Annotated in this window: 15 protein-coding genes; 1 reads left to right on the forward strand and 14 read right to left on the reverse strand. The window is 48.3% G+C overall.

What is annotated here, in order from left to right:
* Nucleotides 1-17: 17 nt before the first annotated feature.
* The 14 genes from mltG to cymR all read right to left on the reverse strand — a co-directional run bounded on the left by mltG (nucleotide 18) and on the right by cymR (nucleotide 13,425).
* Complete coding sequence (gene mltG / locus CP943_RS15015) at nucleotides 18-1,130, reverse strand: endolytic transglycosylase MltG (protein ID WP_023855374.1); 1,113 nt, start codon at nucleotides 1,128-1,130, stop codon at nucleotides 18-20.
* Nucleotides 1,131-1,324: 194 nt separating this feature from the next.
* Nucleotides 1,325-1,609, reverse strand: coding sequence for a DUF1292 domain-containing protein (locus CP943_RS15020; protein ID WP_016885528.1), 285 nt, complete (start codon nucleotides 1,607-1,609; stop codon nucleotides 1,325-1,327).
* A gap of 10 nt (nucleotides 1,610-1,619) precedes the next feature.
* Nucleotides 1,620-2,039, reverse strand: coding sequence for a Holliday junction resolvase RuvX (ruvX, locus tag CP943_RS15025; RefSeq protein ID WP_003183918.1), 420 nt, complete (start codon nucleotides 2,037-2,039; stop codon nucleotides 1,620-1,622).
* 6 nt (nucleotides 2,040-2,045) lie between these two features.
* Nucleotides 2,046-2,312 carry an IreB family regulatory phosphoprotein gene (locus tag CP943_RS15030; protein ID WP_003183920.1) on the reverse strand — a complete coding sequence of 89 codons (267 nt, stop codon included), beginning with the start codon at nucleotides 2,310-2,312 and terminating at the stop codon, nucleotides 2,046-2,048.
* A gap of 83 nt (nucleotides 2,313-2,395) precedes the next feature.
* Entirely contained in the window at nucleotides 2,396-5,032 is a 2,637-nt protein-coding gene (gene alaS, locus CP943_RS15035; protein WP_105981114.1) for an alanine--tRNA ligase, read from the reverse strand.
* A gap of 346 nt (nucleotides 5,033-5,378) precedes the next feature.
* On the reverse strand, nucleotides 5,379-6,437 hold the full coding sequence (locus CP943_RS15040) for an AI-2E family transporter (RefSeq protein WP_075213061.1): 1,059 nt from the start codon (nucleotides 6,435-6,437) through the stop codon (nucleotides 5,379-5,381).
* A gap of 87 nt (nucleotides 6,438-6,524) precedes the next feature.
* Nucleotides 6,525-6,656, reverse strand: coding sequence for a YrzQ family protein (locus tag CP943_RS15045; RefSeq protein WP_003183926.1), 132 nt, complete (start codon nucleotides 6,654-6,656; stop codon nucleotides 6,525-6,527).
* Nucleotides 6,657-6,671: 15 nt separating this feature from the next.
* Complete coding sequence (locus CP943_RS15050) at nucleotides 6,672-6,863, reverse strand: hypothetical protein (protein WP_016885531.1); 192 nt, start codon at nucleotides 6,861-6,863, stop codon at nucleotides 6,672-6,674.
* Between the two features lie 15 nt (nucleotides 6,864-6,878).
* A complete protein-coding gene (locus tag CP943_RS15055; protein ID WP_023855377.1) occupies nucleotides 6,879-7,343 on the reverse strand; it encodes a PRC-barrel domain-containing protein in 465 nt (154 codons plus the stop codon).
* 88 nt (nucleotides 7,344-7,431) lie between these two features.
* Nucleotides 7,432-9,828, reverse strand: coding sequence for an SF1B family DNA helicase RecD2 (gene recD2, locus CP943_RS15060; protein WP_050820724.1), 2,397 nt, complete (start codon nucleotides 9,826-9,828; stop codon nucleotides 7,432-7,434).
* 51 nt (nucleotides 9,829-9,879) lie between these two features.
* Nucleotides 9,880-10,530 carry a tetratricopeptide repeat protein gene (locus tag CP943_RS15065; RefSeq protein ID WP_025811062.1) on the reverse strand — a complete coding sequence of 217 codons (651 nt, stop codon included), beginning with the start codon at nucleotides 10,528-10,530 and terminating at the stop codon, nucleotides 9,880-9,882.
* A 94-nt stretch (nucleotides 10,531-10,624) separates the two neighbouring features.
* Complete coding sequence (gene mnmA / locus CP943_RS15070) at nucleotides 10,625-11,743, reverse strand: tRNA 2-thiouridine(34) synthase MnmA (RefSeq protein WP_039072892.1); 1,119 nt, start codon at nucleotides 11,741-11,743, stop codon at nucleotides 10,625-10,627.
* A 105-nt stretch (nucleotides 11,744-11,848) separates the two neighbouring features.
* The gene (locus tag CP943_RS15075; RefSeq protein ID WP_025811060.1) at nucleotides 11,849-12,988 is read right to left on the reverse strand and encodes a cysteine desulfurase family protein; all 1,140 of its coding nucleotides are present in this window, start codon (nucleotides 12,986-12,988) and stop codon (nucleotides 11,849-11,851) included.
* A 20-nt stretch (nucleotides 12,989-13,008) separates the two neighbouring features.
* Nucleotides 13,009-13,425, reverse strand: coding sequence for a cysteine metabolism transcriptional regulator CymR (gene cymR / locus CP943_RS15080; protein WP_023855382.1), 417 nt, complete (start codon nucleotides 13,423-13,425; stop codon nucleotides 13,009-13,011).
* A gap of 570 nt (nucleotides 13,426-13,995) precedes the next feature.
* On the opposite strand from cymR, the gene CP943_RS15085 reads away from it, so the two are divergent.
* Nucleotides 13,996-15,261: a replication-associated recombination protein A gene (locus CP943_RS15085; protein ID WP_023855383.1), complete on the forward strand. Its 1,266-nt coding sequence runs from the start codon at nucleotides 13,996-13,998 to the stop codon at nucleotides 15,259-15,261.
* Nucleotides 15,262-15,340 lie beyond the last annotated feature (79 nt).

Genomic DNA, 15,340 nt, shown 5'->3' on the forward strand with positions numbered 1-15,340 from the left:
TAAAAGGAGAGTAATTTTTACTCTCCTTTTTCCTCGTCCTGCGTGTTCGTAATGTATTTTGCTTTTGCTTTATTGTGTTCTTCAAGCGTTTTTGTAAAGACGACTTCCCCATTTTTCTTTGCAAGGAAATAAACATAGTCTGTTTGCTCCGGATTTAATGCCGCTTCCCAGGAGCTCTCTCCCGCGTTAGCAATCGGCCCAGGCGGTAGACCGGCATGTTTGTACGTATTATACGGGGAATCCGCTTCAAGGTCTTTGTACATGACACGGTTTTTATGCTCCCCAAGCGCGTATAAAACGGTCGGATCCGTTTGCAATGGCATGTTTTTGCTGATGCGGTTGTAAAAGACGCTTGAGATTTTATGCCGGTCCGCTTTTTCGGTAGCTTCTTCTTCAATTAACGAAGCCATCGTCAAGGCTTTGTGGACGGACATCTTTTTGTCTTTCATCTGCTTTTCATACTTTTCAGCCAGCTGATCTGTTTGTTTGATCATCGCTTCGATGATTGCGTCCAGCTTCGTCTCAGGGTCGTAAAACGGATATGTCGCAGGATACAGGTATCCTTCAAGCGGATGCTTGATATTCTTGTTTAGCACGTCGTCGGTGATCAGTTTCGGATACTTCTGTTTTAATCGGCTGATGAATTCGCGGTCATCCAGCTTTTTCATAATGTCCGCTGCCGAGTAGTTGGTTTGTCCGGCGATGATAGCTGCGATTTCCTGGAGCTGTCTTCCTTCAGGAACGGTAATTTTAAATGCCGGTACATGCGAAGCGCTCGTCAGCTTTTTGACCATGCCGGCCGCATCCATCGACTGGCTGAGCTGAAAGTTCCCCGCTTGAAAGCCGGAGGCATTTTTAAATTTCACATAAGCGATAAATACTTTTTCGTTTTTAATTAGGTCCTCTTTTTTCAGTTTGGCGGCGATGGACGTAACGGTCGATCCTTCCGGAATATAGACGCTGACCGTTTTTGCATTATTTTTATCGACCGGTTCGAGCGCCGATTTGACGTAGAGCGAAACAGCGCCTGCGGTTAAAATCAGCAGAACCGCGACCACAGTCAGCCAAAACTTTATTTTATGTTTAAGGAGTCTTTTTATAAACGGTTTCTTTGTCTGATCTTCAAACATTGGTGTCCTCCTCTCCTCCCATGGTATATACTACATGATTCGTTATCATTCGGCAATTTATTACAAAATGTTTTAATAAAAAAAGCCGCCTGTCGGCAGCAGGGCGCAAATGATTGCAGATGCCCATTTAAAAAATGACAAAATCCTAAAACGGTTTAAGTTTTAGGATTTTGTCAAGCGGTTCAGCCGCTGCTTTATTCTTCTTCGTCTTCATCCGCTAAAAACGTGTTCAGCGTCTCTTCGATCATATCCCACTCTTCCTCTGTTTCAATCGGCATCAGTTCGCCGTCTTCTCCGGCTTCATTCGGTACGAAGCTTGAAGCATGGATCTCGATCTCTTCCTCGTCCTGTGCTTCAACCGGATAATAAAGCACGTATGACTTGTTAAACTGATCGCTGTCAAATGTGAAGAGCACTTCACACAGCTGTTCGTTTCCTTTGTCGTCTACAATCGTAATGTTTTTTTCTCCGTGTTCCATCTTAATCACCTCATGAGTTTAGGCTGTCGAGATATCCTTGAAGGATCATCACGGCCGCCATTTTATCTATTACTTTTTTTCTTTTCTGCCTGCTTACATCTGCTGAAATCAGCATTCTTTCGGCCGCCATTGTCGAGAGGCGCTCGTCCCAAAGCACGACGGGAACTTGAAACGTTTCTTCAAGCACTTCCGCGAACTTCTGGCTCGCCTCCCCCCTCGGGCCGACGGTTCCATTCATGTTTTTGGGAAAACCGAGTACAATCTTGTCAATTACATAGTCTTTCGTCAATTCGGCGAGGCGGTTCAAGCCGTAGTCACCGCCCGCCTCGTCGATTTTAATCGTTTCTATCCCTTGAGCCGTCCAGCCCATTTCATCGCTCAGCGCTACGCCGAGCGTTTTCGAACCTAAATCCAGACCTAATATTCGCATGCTTGTTTACGCCTCTTTATGCTGTTCTAAGTACGATTTAACCAATTCTTCGATTATCTCGTCTCTTTCTATTTTCCGAATCAGGTTACGTGCATCTCGATGCCTTGGAATGTAAGCGGGATCTCCTGATAGCAGGTATCCGACAATTTGGTTGATCGGGTTGTAGCCTTTTTCCTGAAGCGCATCATGGACGGTTATCAGCACTTCATTTACATTGGTTTCCATCGAATCGTCGGAAAAGTTAAATTTCATCGTCTTATCAAATGAGCTCACCGTTTTGCACCTCTTTCCCAAATTCGCAGGCAAAGTTTCAGCCTGATTACCTTCTAATCACCATTCTACACCACAACGGCTATTTATAAAACGGATTTTACCCATTCTTCCGCAGATGCTAATGCTTCAGCAAGCCGCTCAGGCTGTTTTCCCCCCGCCTGCGCCATGTCTGGACGGCCGCCTCCGCCGCCTCCGCATGCTTCTGCGACTTGCTTGACAAGCTTGCCTGCGTGGAAACCCCGCTCTATTAAATCTTTTGTAACTCCGGCGGAAATATTCACTTTTTCGTTTTGAACCGCCCCGAGAACGATGACGGCTGAGCCCAGTTTCGCCTTCAGATCGTCAACCATTGTGCGCAGGTGATTCATATCTTTGGCATTCACTTTTTCTGCGAGCAGTTTGATTCCGTCAATTTCTTTTACTTTTTCTAAAATCTCTCCGGCTTCTTTATTTCCCAGTTTCGCCAATAAAGATTCGTTTTCTCTCTGAGCTTCTTTCAGATCAGACTGGAGCGCTTCGATCCGTTTCGGCAATTCCTTCACATTGGTTTTCAGGACTTCTGCCGCCTGCTCGAGAAGCTCCAGTTTGGCGTTCATCTCTTCAAAAGCGCCCTGCCCAGTTACCGCTTCGATTCTGCGGGTGCCGGCCCCGATGCCTGATTCGGACACGATCTTAAAGAGACCGATTTCAGCCGTGTTTCTCACGTGGCAGCCTCCGCACAGCTCGATGCTGTAGTCGCCAACTTGAACGACGCGGACGATGTCTCCGTATTTTTCGCCAAACAGCGCCATGGCTCCCATCGCTTTCGCTTCATCAATCGGTTTTAAGTCGATTTGCACAGGAATCGATGCCCAAATTTTCTCGTTCACTTTTGTTTCTATTTGTTCGAGTTCTTCCTTAGTCACCTGTCCAAAGTGAGAGAAGTCAAAGCGCAGACGGCTGTCAGTGACTAGCGAGCCGGCCTGGTTGACATGCGTACCGAGCACATCTTTCAGCGCCTGATGAAGCAAATGTGTCGCGGTATGGTTTTTGACGATGTCTTTTCTTAGCCGCTCCGTGACTTCTGCGGTCACGCTCATGCCTCTTTTAATTGCGCCGCTTTCCACGATCCCTTCATGCAGGTTCTGGCCGTTCGGCGCTTTTTTAACATCTGTGACGCGAATCGCGGCATCCCCGCTTTTAACCCAGCCTCTATCACCGATTTGCCCGCCGCTTTCAGCATAGAACGGGGTTTTTTCCAGGATAAACTGAACTTTCTTGCCTTCTTGAACGAGGTCGGCAAGTTCCCCGTCTTGAAGAAGCTCGGCGATTTTCGTTTCCGTTTTGATATCGGAATAGCCGATGAATTCGCTTTTTGTCATGATATCGCGGAGAGCGCCGCCTTGAACCTGCATGCTGCCGACGTCCTGGCGCGCCTGCCGGGCCCGTTCGCGCTGCTTGTCCATCTCGCGCTCAAATCCGTCATGATCGACTTCCATGCCTTCATCTTCGGCGTATTCTTCGGTCAGTTCAACAGGGAATCCATACGTATCATACAGTTTAAAGACATCTTCCCCGGAAATGATGCGGTTTCCTTTTGCTTTTTCCTTTTGAATCACTTCTGAGAGAATCGCCAAGCCCTCGTGCAATGTTTCATGGAAGCGTTCTTCCTCTGTTTTGATGACTTTCGCGATAAAGTCCGCTTTTTCTTTGACTTCGCCGTAGAATGCGGCCATGATGTCGGCAACTACCGGCACGAGCTCATACATAAACGGACGGTTAATATTGATGGACTTCGCATAGCGGACAGCGCGGCGAAGCAGTCTTCTGATGACATAGCCGCGCCCCTCGTTTGACGGAAGCGCTCCGTCGCCGACCGCAAACGCAGCCGTTCGAATATGGTCGGCCACAACCTTAAATGCCGTATCTTTTTCAGCAGATGTGCCGTACTTTTCTCCTGAAATGGCTTCTGTCGCCTTGATGATCGGCATAAACAAATCCGTATCATAGTTCGTCTTGGCATCTTGAATAACAGATACCATCCGTTCAAGACCCATCCCCGTATCGATGTTTTTCTTCGGAAGCGGTGTGTATGTTCCGTCAGGATTGTGGTTGAACTCGGAGAACACAAGATTCCATACTTCAAGGTAACGCTCGTTCTCCCCGCCCGGGTAAAGTTCCGGATCAGACGGGTCATTTCCATAATCTTCACCGCGGTCATAGAAAATTTCGGTATTCGGTCCGCTCGGGCCTTCGCCGATATCCCAGAAGTTTCCTTCCAGTCTGATGATCCGTTCCTCAGGAACGCCAATTTTTTTTGACCATAATTCATACGCTTCGTCATCTTCCGGATGGACCGTGACTGACAGCCGTTCGGGATCGAAGCCGATCCATTTTTGATCGGTTAAAAATTCCCATGCCCACTCGATCGCTTCTTCTTTGAAATAATCGCCGATCGAAAAGTTCCCGAGCATTTCAAAGAACGTATGGTGGCGGGCTGTTTTCCCGACATTTTCAATATCGTTCGTCCTGATTGATTTTTGAGCGTTGCAGATGCGCGGATTCTCCGGCACAACCCGTCCGTCAAAATATTTTTTCAGCGTCGCAACTCCGCTGTTGATCCAAAGCAGGGAGGGATCTTCATGCGGAATAAGAGAGGCGCTCGGTTCAACGGCATGCCCTTTTTCTTTAAAAAAATCTAAAAACATTTGGCGCACTTGTGCGGATGTCAATGTCTTCATTATTTTTTCCTCCTTTAAATGATGCACATGCAAATTAAAAAGCCCCCGCCCTATGCAAACAACGTTTACACAGGGACGAGAGCTCCTCTCGCGGTACCACCCTGATTATGGGCGTAACAAAACGCCCATCACCTTGATATCCGAATAACGCCGGATGAAGACGGCAGGTTTTCGCCTGCACTCAGGATTAGCTTCTACTGATCTTCTGTTAAAGCTCTTTCACCGCAATGGAGCTTCTCTCTATAAAACAGGGCTTCAGTATACTCGGATCCGTCAATCGAGATACGTATGTATGTCTATTTCGAAATTATAGACAACGGAGGCCGTTATGTCAAACTTCTGCCGCTCACGCTTTTCTTGCCGCTAAAAAATGGACGAGCATCACTTTGATAACGGCCATGACAGGCACAGCCAGAATCATGCCGATGATGCCGGCAAGCTCCCCGCCCGCCAGCAATCCAAGCATAATGACGACGGGATGCATATGCAGGCTTTTCCCGACGACAAGAGGGCCGAGAATATTGCCTTCGATAAACTGCAGCACCAAAATCGTAATGATCACCACGAAAACGAGCCTCGTCGATAAAGCGGCAGCTACCATAACGGCGGGAATCGCGCCGATGACGGGACCGAAATACGGGATGACATTTGTCGCGCCGATGACAAGGCCGAGGATCAGCGGATAGGGCAGGTCAAAAAACCAAAATGACAGGCTCGCTCCCAAGCCGATGACAAGACAGACAAAAAGCTGGCCTCTGATGTAGTCTCCAAGAGAATCATCGACATCGCGGATGAATTCGCTGCCTCTCGACCTCCATGAAGAAGGCGTCAAATACCATACCGCCTTCTTCATCGTATCAATATCTTTCACCATGTAGAATACTAAAAAAGGAATAATCGCCGCCACGAGCATATAATCAAAAACGAACCGGATGCTTCTGATCGTCCGTTCCACCCAGCTTGCTACGAATTCCTCCGTCTGATTGACGAACCTGTCGATCCTGTCGTGCATGCCGTCGGGCCAGCCGTCTGTATGATGATGCAGCTGATCCAGCATGCTTTCGTAAGATGCGGCAAGAAACGGAATTCCCTCTGATAGCTCTGTCAGCTGTTTAATGAGGATCGGCACCCCTTTGTAAAAGGCGTAGCCGAGACCGGCAAAAAACAGAACATAAATCAGCAAAATACTCAAAGTTCTCGGCACGCCGGCCCGATGTATCTTTTCAACGACAGGCAAAAGCAGATAGGTGATAAAAACCGCAATTACAAGCGGGATCAGAATCGACTTCAGCAGCACGCAGACAGGCTCCCAAATCATTCTCAGCTGCAAAAAGATATAGACGGTTAATAGCAAAAGCATGAAGATCGAGACCCACATTAAAAGCTGCAGCGGTTTTTTCAGCATTTTTTTCACCCCTTGTTAGCTTTTGATTTCTGCTTGTAATTATTCCCGAAGAAAAAAGGGACACCCTTTTAAGGGTATCCCTTCTGCTTAAAACATTTTCATGACGCGTCTTCTCAGCTTTCTCATGTTTCGCTTGTTCATCATATCGTTCTGAGACGCCATGTAGTACATCAAAGCCCCGGCTCCTAAAGAAATGAGAGAAGTCATTGTACGATTCAACTTTCTAACCTCCATTCAAAGGTTAATCGTTCGTTCGTCATCTGAAAACAGATCGTCCAGGCTGCTCAATGTTCCGTCCTCTTCGACTTGATGAGTCGAAATTTTTCCTTTTGAAAGGGTCAGCTCAATAAAGCATCCCCAGCAGTAATATTGATTTACACCGATTTTGCCGATGTTTTTGCTTTTGCAATTCGGGCAAACGAGCATTTGAACACACACCTCTTATTCGTTCAAGACGATTGTGCTTCTGCCTACTTCAAGCGGTTCCCCAGATGAGTGAATCTGCTTTTTGTCGCCTGACAAATCGGCAAAAAAACCGTCTGATAGTTCATATGCTACGATTATGCCCGTGTCGGAAGAAAAGTATACATCTTCCAGCATGCCCAGCGTATCTCCTGCTCCGTTTTTGACCATTTTTTGTTTCATCTGGTCATAAGAAAGACTCTGCTTCGGGATTTGCATCGGCTTGAATTCGGTGAAATCAACATATACGCTGTCACGTCCGATTTCGGTGACAGCGGGAAGCGGAAGAAGCGAACGGGGATTGTAAAAGCGCCGCTTCTCTTCCATAATCAATCCGAGACATGTCCCTTCATTGGAAAAACAGATATCTGTTACCACCCCAAGCGGGAGAGAAGATTGTCTGTCGTAAACATTGAGTCCTTCCAGCTCATTGCATGTTCTCAAAGTGTGATCAACCACCTTTTTACGAACATTCTTATGATCTGCTGTTGCGACGAGACTCATACGATGAAATGGATTCCATGAAAAACACTTATTCTGCTTCCTTTTCCATAAAATCAAAAGGTGTAATGCCTTCCATCCCGATATTGGCGTCATAGACGCTAAAAGGCAGCTCTTTTTGCAGCGCCATGAGCTCTTCATCCTCTTCATGCGCCGCCTGCTGAAGCCTTCTTTTAAGCGATGTCTGCCTTTCCGATGATTCCTTATTTTTCACGCCCCATTCAAGGGCCTCCTCTTCCCCGCACAAAATCAGGAATTTCTTGCTTCTTGTGATGGCCGTGTAAAGCAAGTTCCTTCTCAGCATGCGGTAATAGCTTTTGACGACCGGAAGGATGACGATCGGAAATTCGCTGCCCTGCGATTTGTGGATCGAACAGCAATAGGCGTGCGTAAATTGGTTAAAATCTTTTTTTGTAAAGGTGATTTCATTCCCGTCGAAAGAGACGACGGCCATATCTTCTTTTTCCGTATTTTCTTTTGCATAAAAAATCGAGACGATCTCACCCATATCACCGTTAAACACGTTGTGTTCCGGCTGGTTGACGAGCTGAAGCACTTTATCCCCGGTACGGTACACGACATCGCCGTACTTCATTTCCCTGCCTTTCGGCTTCGGGGGATTCAGGATGCCCTGCAAAAGCGCGTTTAACTCGTTGATACCGGCTGCTCCCCTGTACATCGGAGCCAAAATCTGAATATCCCTGGCCGAATACCCTTTTTGCAGCGCGTTTTTGACGACTTTTTCGACGACTTCTTTAATCTGCTGCTGGCGGCAGCGAATGAAAGAACGGTCTTTTGTCGGCGCGGTCAAGTTTTCAGGAAGCTTTCCTTGTTTCATTTCATGCGCCAGTTCAACGATGGAAGAGCCTTCAGCCTGCCTGTAAATATCGGTTAATCTGACAGAAGGAATGACATTCGATGCCAAAAGATCCCTCAGCACCTGTCCGGGACCGACGGACGGAAGCTGATCTTCATCTCCGACCATGATGACCTGAATCCGGTCGGGAATCGCCTTGAACAATTGGTTGGCGAGCCATATATCAAGCATGCTCGTTTCATCAATGATGAGCAGCCGTCCGTCAATCGGATTGTCTTCATCGTGCGTAAATCCTTCGGCTCCATTCCAGCCGAGAAGCCTGTGAATCGTCACGGCCGGCAACCCGGTCGACTCGCTCATCCGCTTAGCGGCCCGGCCGGTCGGTGCTGCGAGCACAAACGGAAACGTTTCATCCTTTTTGTAATCAGCCGGATTTAAGCTTAAGCCGTGCAGCTCACTGTACAACTCGACGATTCCCCTAATGACGGTCGTTTTCCCGGTTCCCGGTCCGCCTGTCAAAAGCAGCATCGGCGACATCAGCGCTTTTTGAATCGCTTCTTTTTGACTTGGCGCGTACTGCACTTTCATCCGTTCTTCAAGCTCCCCTAAAGCGAGCAGGAATTCCGATTCGGGAAACTGGTCATCGTATTCGGTCTGTCCGGCGATTTTCTGCACCCTTTTGGCAAAGCTTTGTTCAGCGTAGTAAAGGGACGGATAATAACACCTTTCATCTTCAATGAACAGCTCTTTTTGCTCCCCTAAAGAAATGATCGCGTCCGCCACATCCATCTCGGTTACTTTTTCATCACCTGCAGACTGGTTTAACAGTTTTTGCGTCTCGATGATGAGCTGTCTCGTGTCTATGTATGTATGCCCTTCTTGAAGGCATGTCGCTTCAACCGTGTATAAAATCGCCGCCTTGATCCGCTCTTCATGTTTGCCTGAGATCCCCATTCTGCCGCCCAGTTCGTCCGCCTTGATAAAGCCGATTCCTTCGACATCCTTGACAAGCTGGTACGGATTTTCGCGGATTTTATCAAGCGTTTCCGCTTCATACGCCTGATAAATTTTCATGGACAGCTGGGGGCCGAAGCCGAATTCGCTCAAGGAGATCATAATCTGTTCGAGCCCCTGATGCTGCTGCAGGGCAGCGGCAAGCTTATCCGCCTTTTTTTTGGAGAGCTTCGGAACATCATACAGGACGGTGCCGTCGCTTAAAATTTTGTTGATCGCACCTTCCCCAAGCTTATTAACAATTTCCTCGGCCGTTTTTTTGCCGATTCCTTCAAATAAATCGCTGGCCAAGTATTGGATCACACCTTCTTTCGTTGTCGGCACTTCTTTTTTAAAATGATCCGCTTGAAATTGCAGGCCAAATTTCGGATGGGAGGCGGTTTTTCCGTAAAAAGTGTAGATATCGTCTTCATGGATCAAAGGAAAGTAACCCGTGACAGAAACGGTTTTGTCTTCAAAAGACTCCGATGTTTCTTCCACTTTTACCTTTAATACGGTATACAGGTTTGTTTCATTATGATAAATGACAGCCGCAACCGTTCCTTTTACAAATGAAGCTTCTTCCATTTCAATTTGGTCCGGGTTATGGCGCTGCATCACTGTTCTCCCCCTCTCCATTCAAAATCCGTTATGACGGCCCTTGATCAATCAAGCTTCTTCCAAAAGCTGCTTGGCGCGAATGCTGAGCATATGGTCCGGCTGAATGTCCAGCGCCTTGTTCAGCATGGCAAGCGCGGTTTCCCGATCTTCCTTAAACGCATAGGCAACGCCTAAATTATAAAAAGCATCTGCATGGGACGGATCGCGCTCTGTTACATTTGAAAACTCCGTGATCGCTTCGTCCAGCATCCCTTCATTGGCAAGGCACATCGCGTATTGAAAACGGGCTTCGACATCCGTATCGTTCAGCTCAGCGGCCCTTTGCAAATACGGCATCGCGAGCTTCGGCTGCTCAAGCTTCACAAGCGTCGTCCCGAGCATATAATATAAGTCGCTGTTTTCCATGCCCGTCCGATGCGCTTTTTCAAACATGTCCTTCGCTTCTTGATACCGTTCTTTCATGACATAGACATTCCCGGCTCCATAATAAGCTGCTCCCGCTTTCTCGTCCAAAGCAGCCGCCCGGTCGTAAAACTTAAGCGCCCTGTCCAGTTCCCCGACCGCCGAAAGCAGATTGGCAAAGTTGATATAAGGCACCGGATCGCCGCTGTTTTCATCAATTGCCTTTGTAAAGGCTTCTGCGGCTTTTTCAAAGTCGCCTTTTTGCATAGCATCTATTCCAATTTGATTGTAATCCAAAAGCCCTCTCCCTTTCACGAACTATTTTAAAAAGGCCGCCGACATTGCCGGCAGCCGTTCGAGAAGCTCCGGGGTGTTATCCAGAGCCCCGGTTTTATACATACCAAAGTTGTTGTCCGTCTTTAAACACATCATCAATCGTTCCGCCGCCTAGGCATTCTTCACCTCTGTAAAAGACAACCGCTTGTCCCGGCGTAACGGCGCGGACCGGCTCTTTAAAGACGACCTCTGCTTCATCTGTCCCGGTCATTCTGACAGTGACTTCGTGATCGGCTTGGCGATAGCGGAATTTGGCCGTGCAGTTGAGCTCTTCTTCACCGCCGAAGACGCCGTCATGCACAAAGCTTACGTTTGTCGCCGTGATCTTATCGGAGAAAAGAAGCGGATTGTCGAATCCTTGGTCAACATACAAGATGTTTTTTTCAAGGTCTTTACCGACGACGAACCAAGGGTCTCCGCTTCCGCCGATGCCGAGGCCGTGCCTTTGTCCGATCGTATAGTACATTAAACCGTCGTGGCGGCCTTTGAATTCGCCTTCCATCGTCCGCATATCTCCCGGCTGTGCTGGAAGGTACTGGCTGAGAAACGTTTTGAAGTTCCGTTCTCCGATAAAGCAGATGCCTGTGCTGTCTTTTTTGGAAGCTGTCGCAAGCCCCGCTTCTTTTGCGATTTCCCTGACGCGGCTTTTTTGAAGCTCGCCGATCGGAAACAGCACTTTGCTTAACTGCTCTTCTGTCAGCTGGTTAAGAAAATAGGTCTGATCTTTATTTTCGTCCAGCCCTCTGAGCATTTTAACACGTCCGTCCGTACGGTCGACCCGCGCATAGTGGCCGGTGGCCAAATAATCGGCTCCAAGCGACAAAGCGTGCTCCAAAAAGGCTTTAAATTTAATCTCTTTGTTGCACATCACATCCGGGTTCGGCGTTCTGCCCGCTTTATATTCATCAAGGAAATATTGAAAAACCTTTTCCCAATACTGCTTTTCAAAATTTACCGCATAGTACGGAATTCCGATTTGATTACATACCTTTATAACATCTTCGTAATCTTCCGTCGCTGTGCAAAAACCGTTCTCATCTGTGTCATCCCAGTTTTTCATAAAAATTCCGATGACATCATAGCCCTGCTCTTTCAAAAGCAAAGCCGCCACAGAGGAATCAACGCCTCCGGACATTCCGACGACCACCCGTGTATCTTCAGGCCGCTTCGTCATTTTCATCAACTCCAATAAATCAATTCAAAAACTTGTCCTTTCAGATCATATCATCATTTTCGGGCAAGATGCGAATCTTTAGCTCGGAGCGTCGCTTCCCGGCACTTATGACAGGCGCTGAACAATTGCCGCAAGTTCTTTCGCGGCCCGCTCCACCTGCTCCTCTGTATTGCCAAAGCCGAAGCTGATCCGTATGGATGACGTCAGCCGGTCATCTTCCTCGCCAAACATGGCGGAGAGAACATGAGACGGAAGCACAGATCCGGCCGTGCACGCCGATCCGCTCGATACTGCAATTCCCGCCATATCGAGATTAACGAGCAGCGATTCAACAGATACTCCCGGAAAATACAGATTTAAAATATGCGGCAGGCTGTGCTCTCTGCTGCCGTTCACATCGAAGGAGACGCCATCTGCTTTCAGCGTACGAATGACGATGTCTTTAAACCGGCGGTAAAGCGCCGATTTTTCTTCTCTTTCCTGACCTGACAGCAAAACGGCTTCACCGAGTCCCGCGATTCCCGGGACATTTTCCGTTCCCGCCCGGCGTTTGCGTTCCTGCTCTCCTCCGAAAAGCAGCTGGCTGAGCTTCACGTTTTCGTTGACGTATAAGAAGCCTGTCCCCTTCGGCCCGTTCAGTTTATGTCCGGAGACTGACATCATATCGATGCGGCTTTTTTGCACATCAATCGGCAAAAATCCGAAGGCTTGTACCGCATCTGTATGAAACAGCGCCCGATGGTCTTTTAGCAGATCGCCGATCTCATCTATCGGCTGAATCGTTCCCACTTCATTGTTTCCATACATTACCGTCACCAGGATGGTATCGTCCCGCAGCGCGTCTTTCACCTGCTCGGCGGAGATTCTTCCGCTTTCGTCGACATCAAGATATGTGACGTCAAATCCCATTTCTTCAAGCCTGTTGCACGTATGCAGAACGGCGTGGTGCTCGACTTTTGTCGTGATGATGTGGCGGCCCTGCTGCTCTCTCGCCAGCGCGGTTCCGAGAATCGCCATATTGTCGGCTTCGGTTCCCCCGCTCGTAAAAACGATTTCATTGGGATGCGCTCCGATTTCCCGAGCGATCATCTCCCTCGTGCCGTCAAGCCATTTTCGGCTCTCCCTCCCAAAGGAATGAATGCTTGAAGGGTTTCCGAAGTTTTCCGTTAAGTAAGGCAGCATTTTTTCCACTACCCGTGGGTCAGTCGGAGAAGTCGCTGCATGGTCTAAGTAAATCCGTTCCATCCTAACATTACACCTCAATCTTAAATGTAAAACATATACGCTTCTTGCTCGCCCTCTGTATAGCTGGCCAAGTCTTCAAGCGTCGTGGAGTCCAGCACTTCCTTGACAGCGTCGCGAATCTTGATCCACAGCTCGCGCTTTGCCGGCTCCTCATTTTCAAGTACTTCCACCGGGCTGATCGGTCCTTCCAGAACGCGAATGATATCGCCCGCCGTAATCGCCTCAGGCTCGTCACCCAGAATATAGCCGCCGTACGCGCCGCGGATGCTTTTCACAAGCCCTGCGTTCCGCAAAGGTGAAACAAGCTGTTCCAAATAATGTTCCGATAAATCGTTTGTCTGAGCAATACTTTTCAAAGAAGTCGGGCCTTCCCCATGCTTTTTAGCAAGCTCAATCATAATCGTCAGCCCGTATCTGCCTTTAGTTGATATTTTCAAAATAAACACCTCTAACCTATAATAAATCATGCCTTCAGGACGAAGGTACTCGGCGTTTTTCGCAGGACGCGAAAGCTCTTAGCCGAGTCTCCTTTCTCACCAGGACAAAGCTACTCGGCGTTCCTCGCAGGACGCGAAAGCCTTTAGCCGAGTCTCCTTTCTCACCAAGACGAAGCACTCGGCGTTCCTCGAAGGACGCGAAAGCCTTTAGCCGAGTCTCCTTTCTCACCAAGACGAAGCACTCGGCGTTCCTCGAAGGAGGAAAAAGCACGCAGCCGAGTCCCATTCGGACGCAGGAGGCGCCCGTAACATCCTAACAAGGCATAAGCCGTTCTCCAAATGAAATTACCGGTGCAAGCCGGCTGTTGGTTTTTAAGCATCTGTTATATATTAAAAACTCGGTTAAGGCAAGGTTCCAGCCTTGCCCTTCTGATAGATTACAGGTTATTATAGCACACTTTATATAAACTTTCATTTTCGGCCCTATATTCAGCTTGCCATATTCATTTCTTTTCTAATCGTCTTTTTTCCGTTACTCTATAAAAAGAATACATTCGGGAGAGATCAATCATGAAACCACTCGCATTTCGAATGCGCCCTACAAAAATCGAAGAGGTTCTCGGCCAGGATCATCTGGTCGGAGAAGGAAAGATCATTCATCGGATGGTGCAGGCCAAACACCTCTCATCGATGATTCTGTACGGCCCCCCGGGCATCGGCAAAACGTCGATCGCCACGGCGATTGCCGGCAGCACAAGCATCGCTTTCCGAAAACTGAACGCTGTCATCAATAATAAAAAGGACATGGAAGCCGTTGCCGCCGAAGCCAAAATGTCGGGGCAGGTCATCTTAATCCTTGATGAAGTGCACCGGCTTGACAAAGGCAAGCAGGACTTTCTCCTTCCGTATTTGGAAAACGGCATGATTATTATGATCGGGGCGACGACAGCCAACCCGTACCATGCGATCAATCCGGCGATCAGAAGCAGAACGCAGATTTTCGAGCTGCAGCCATTAGACTCTGAACAAATCAAAGCGGCCATTAAACGGGCACTTGAGGATGAACACAGAGGCCTCGGTTCGTATGATGTTGCTCTCGACGATGAAGCCCTTGACCATATGGCCCGCGGCTGCGGCGGCGATGTCCGCTCCGCTTTGAATGCGCTCGAGCTTGCCGTATTGTCCACAAAGGAAAACAGCGAAGGAACCATCCGCATTACATTGGAAATCGCAGAAGAATGCCTGCAGAAAAAAAGCTTTGTCCACGACAAAGATGGAGACGCGCATTATGATGTCATTTCCGCTTTCCAAAAATCGATCAGAGGCTCTGATGTCAATGCGGCACTTCATTATCTGGCAAGGCTCATTGAAGCGGGGGATTTGGAAAGCCTTGCACGGAGGCTGCTTGTTATCGCCTATGAAGATATCGGCCTGGCGAGTCCGCAGGCTGGAGGAAGAACGCTTCAAGCTATTCAAACGGCGGAACGAATCGGATTTCCGGAGGCAAGGATTCCGCTCGCCAACGCCGTGATCGAGCTTTGCCTGTCTCCTAAATCGAACTCGGCGATCCTTGCGGTTGACGAAGCGCTGTCAGACGTCCGCTCCGGAAAGATCGGCGATGTGCCGAACCATTTAAAAGACGCCCATTATAAAGGAGCCGCAGAGCTTGGCAGAGGCGTCGAATACAAATATCCGCACAATTACGAGAACGGCTGGGTCAAACAGCAGTACCTGCCTGATCCGCTGAAAAACAAAGTTTACTATCAGCCGAAGCAGACAGGAAAATTTGAGCTTGCGCTGAAACAAGTATATGACAAGCTGATGAAACAAAAATAATAAACAGCCTGTTCCCTTTTCATATGGGGAACAGGCTGTTTATTCTTACACTGAGCTTTAAAGGATGACAAAATCCCAA

Source organism: Bacillus paralicheniformis (assembly GCF_002993925.1).
GTDB classification, from domain to species: Bacteria; Bacillota; Bacilli; order Bacillales; family Bacillaceae; genus Bacillus; species Bacillus paralicheniformis.